Origin of the sequence: uncultured Proteiniphilum sp., assembly GCF_937873925.1 — a bacterium.
Taxonomy (GTDB): Bacteria; Bacteroidota; Bacteroidia; order Bacteroidales; family Dysgonomonadaceae; genus Proteiniphilum.
The window spans coordinates 1-3,471 of sequence record NZ_CALNAT010000141.1; the positions used below are offsets into that span (position 1 = coordinate 1).

General features: G+C 46.7%; 5 protein-coding genes. 1 reads left to right on the forward strand and 4 read right to left on the reverse strand.

The window, feature by feature from the left end; genetic code table 11:
- The coding region (locus tag Q0502_RS09185; RefSeq protein ID WP_298649862.1) for a class I SAM-dependent methyltransferase at window positions 1–911 on the forward strand (911 nt) is incomplete at its 5' end.
- 180 nt (window positions 912–1,091) lie between these two features.
- Here the strand turns inward: Q0502_RS09185 and Q0502_RS09190 are convergent.
- The 4 genes from Q0502_RS09190 to hisA all read right to left on the reverse strand — a co-directional run.
- Window positions 1,092–1,340, reverse strand: coding sequence for a hypothetical protein (locus Q0502_RS09190; RefSeq protein ID WP_298649864.1), 249 nt, complete (start codon window positions 1,338–1,340; stop codon window positions 1,092–1,094).
- Window positions 1,309–1,896 (reverse strand): bifunctional phosphoribosyl-AMP cyclohydrolase/phosphoribosyl-ATP diphosphatase HisIE, encoded by a 588-nt coding sequence (gene hisIE / locus Q0502_RS09195; RefSeq protein WP_298649866.1) that lies wholly within the window; start codon window positions 1,894–1,896, stop codon window positions 1,309–1,311. Before hisIE ends, Q0502_RS09190 begins: the two co-directional genes overlap by 32 nt.
- Window positions 1,893–2,645 (reverse strand): imidazole glycerol phosphate synthase subunit HisF, encoded by a 753-nt coding sequence (gene hisF, locus Q0502_RS09200; protein WP_298649867.1) that lies wholly within the window; start codon window positions 2,643–2,645, stop codon window positions 1,893–1,895. Before hisF ends, hisIE begins: the two co-directional genes overlap by 4 nt.
- Window positions 2,646–2,775: 130 nt before the next feature.
- Window positions 2,776–3,471 (reverse strand): 1-(5-phosphoribosyl)-5-[(5-phosphoribosylamino)methylideneamino]imidazole-4-carboxamide isomerase (gene hisA / locus Q0502_RS09205; RefSeq protein WP_298649869.1); only part of this gene is annotated, 696 nt, incomplete at its 5' end.

A 3,471-nucleotide genomic window follows, 5' to 3' on the forward strand; every position in this document is an offset into this window, starting at 1 on the left:
TGACCGGGGGGATGGGAGTCGATTTTTCGGTTTTATCGCCGTATTTCAGGGAAGCGGGCTATGTGGAGCAGAATGAGGATTTATGCCGGATAGGGGAACACAATTTCCGGCTGTTGGGATTGAGAAATGCGACGGTTCATTGTGCCGGTGCCGAAACCTTCCTGAGAGAAACAGCTCCGCTGGATTTTATCTATCTCGACCCTTCGCGGCGTGATAATGCCGGACGAAAAGTATTCCGCATGGAGGATTGCAGCCCTGATTTATCGGAAATAAAACCTTTATTACTCGAAAAATCGGCCAGGGTAATGGTGAAATATTCGCCGATGTTGGATATTTCCTTAGCGGTGAAAAGCCTTGGTTGTGTGAGTGCGGTACATGTGGTTTCGGTGGATAACGAATGCAAGGAATTGCTTTTCCTGTTATCGAAAACGGCTGTAGAGGAACCGTTATTCATCGCCGTGAACCTTAAAAGATCTGGTGAGAAAGAGATCTTTTCGTTTACCATGGCGCAGGAGCAAAAAGCCGTAATTCTGTTCATCGATAAACCCATTCGTTATTTATACGAACCCAATGCATCGATCCTGAAAGCGGGCGCTTTTAAGTCGGTTGCGCTGGCGTATCATCTTCAAAAACTGCATATCAACAGCCATTTGTACACTTCCGATGAACTTGTCGCAGATTTTCCCGGGCGCGTTTTTGAGGTAGAGACATTTTTTCTTCCGAATAAACGGAACCTGAGATCATTTTTGCAGGAGACAGAAAGAGCGAACATTACTGTCCGCAATTTCCCGATGTCTGTCGCCGAAATCCGCCGCAAAACCGGATTAGCGGACGGCGGCGATATTTACCTGTTTGCTACCACACTCTCCGATGAACGAAAAGTGTGGGTGAAGGGCAGGAAGGTAAATTAATCTTCTCTCAGTTCTTTTATCTCATTGAGGCTTGCTAAATCCGTAAAAACCTACTCACCATACATAAAATGACTATAAAACAGAACCTAACCAACAGTTTATTTTTGAAAACGTTCAATTCTGACGCAGGATCGTCCGATAGATTACCACATCCTCTGCCCGGTTGGTGTGACAAAAAGACTAAATTTTCACTAACTTTCCAATGGTTTCAATGAAAATACCAGCTTGTTGGTAGAATTCTTCAACAATTTCACGTAATATAAACGATTTACTGCCGTATTCCACAATTCGTTCTCCATCAAAACAGGTAACATACCCTGCAAATATACGAAATAGTCCTAAAATAAAAACAGCGATAGAGGAACGACCCAGGCACTGAATATCAAAAAACAATCGGTTATTGGTGCCTTTCGACCAATACTGCTTCAATATCTTCCAGTTTCAGTTTTTTTGTTTTCAGCAAGATCAGGAAATGGTACAGCAGGTCAGCCGCTTCATTCCTGAACAGGTCAATATTGTCGTCTTTTGCTTCGATCACCAGTTCTACCGCCTCTTCGCCCACTTTCTGCGCTACTTTGTTCACTCCGCGGCTGAACAGCCTGCTGGTGTACGAACCTTCGGGGTTCTCCGTGATTCGTTGCTCGATCACCTTTTCCAGTTCATATAAGAAGCCTTTCGATGGTTTGTCGCCGAAGCAGGAAACTGATCCGGTATGACAGGTCGGCCCCTGCGGATAAGCCTTGATAAGGATGGTATCGTTGTCGCAATCCGTCAGTATTTCATCCACAATCAGCCAATTACCCGATGTTTCTCCTTTTGTCCAAAGGCGATTTTTGCTTCTGCTGAAAAAAGTTACTTTTCCTTCTTTCCGTGTTTTCTCGAACGCTTCTTCGTTCATATAGCCTACCATTAATACCTGTAGACTGAGTGTGTCCTGAATAACGGCAGGTACCAATCCTCCCGACTTTGAAAAATCGATATTCATCGTATGGGTATATTTTGAGTTTTTAAATAATCTTTTAGTGTAGGAATCGGAATCTCCCCGAAATGGAAAATGCTTGCCGCCAGTGCCGCACTTGCCTTTGTCTGTGTAAATATATCCGCGAAATGCTCCGGTATTCCGGCTCCTCCCGAAGCGATGACGGGAATACGCACCGCTTCGCTTACTGCGGCTGTAATATCGATAGCAAAACCGTCCTTGGTGCCGTCGTTATTCATGGAGGTGAGCAGGATTTCTCCGGCGCCGCGTTGTTCACCCTCTTTTGCCCAGTCGATGGTCCGGAGAGTTGTCGGCGTCTTACCGCCATGGGTATATACGATCCATTCGTTGTTCTCGAAATTGGTGTCGATGGCCAGTACCACGCACTGGCTGCCGAATTGCCCGGCAATTTCGGTGATCAGTTCGGGGCGCTTGACGGCTGCGGAATTCAGGCTGACTTTGTCGGCTCCGGCCCGGATGATGGCGCGGGCGTCGTCCAGTGAGTGGATGCCTCCCCCGACGGTAAACGGGATATTGATCTCCCGGGCAACGCGTGTAACCAGTTCCGTAAGTGTTTTCCGCCTTTCGATAGTGGCAGTGATGTCGAGGAACACCAGTTCATCCGCACCTTCCTCTACGTATCTCTTGGCGAGTTCTACCGCGTCGCCGGCGTCGCGGATATCCACGAAATTGACTCCTTTTACGGTCCGTCCATCCCTGATATCAAGGCAGGGGATAATTCTTTTTTTCAGCATTACTTTTTATTTTAGATTTGAGATCTCGGATTTAGGATTTGACTACGTCTATTTGCAATTCTGGTTCCAAATCTCGAATTTTGAATTTGAGAACTACTTCCAACTTCTTATTTCTCCACTTTCTAATTTCTTACCCATCAATAAACCCCCGCAGTTCATGAAGGCCGATCTTCCCTTCGTAGAACGCCTTTCCTATGATGGCGCCGTCGCAACCGAGCTGCTTCAAAGCGATTAAATCGCCGATTGACGAAACACCACCGCTGGCAATCAGTTTTACACCGGTTTTTTCGATAATTTCCCGATATAATTCGTTGGAAGTGCCTTGCAGCATACCGTCTTTCTGAATATCGGTGCCGATGACGTAAACGATACCTTTTTTCGCATAATCCGCAATAAAATCCACCACATCCGATTCAGATTGTTGCATCCAGCCGTGCGTAGCAATTTTGCGATTGTTGCTGTCGGCGCCGAGAATGATTCTTTCCGCGCCGTATGTGTCGAGCCATTGCCGGAAAGTATCCGGTTGTTGCACTGCGATGCTTCCGCCCGTAATTTGTGTCGCCCCGTTCCCGAAAGCGATACGTACGTCTTCGTCCGATTTGATGCCGCCGCCAAAGTCTATCTGCAACGAGGTCTTCGAGGCAATAGCGTACAAAACCTTTTGATTGACAATGTGTTTCGAGCGCGCACCGTCCAGATCCACCACATGCAGATATTGTATGCCGTTGGCTTCAAACTCTTTGGCCACTTCCAGCGGATCGTCGTTATATATTTTCTGTGTGCTGTAATCGCCTTTGGTGAGGCGTACGCATTTACCGTCGATAAT

What these genes read in the sequence shown, in the direction of transcription:
- hisIE (WP_298649866.1), bottom strand. Translation starts at nt 1,896, where the DNA reads ATGAATATCGATTTTTCAAAGTCGGGAGGATTGGTACCTGCCGTTATT.
- hisF (WP_298649867.1), bottom strand. Translation starts at nt 2,645, where the DNA reads ATGCTGAAAAAAAGAATTATCCCCTGCCTTGATATCAGGGATGGACGG.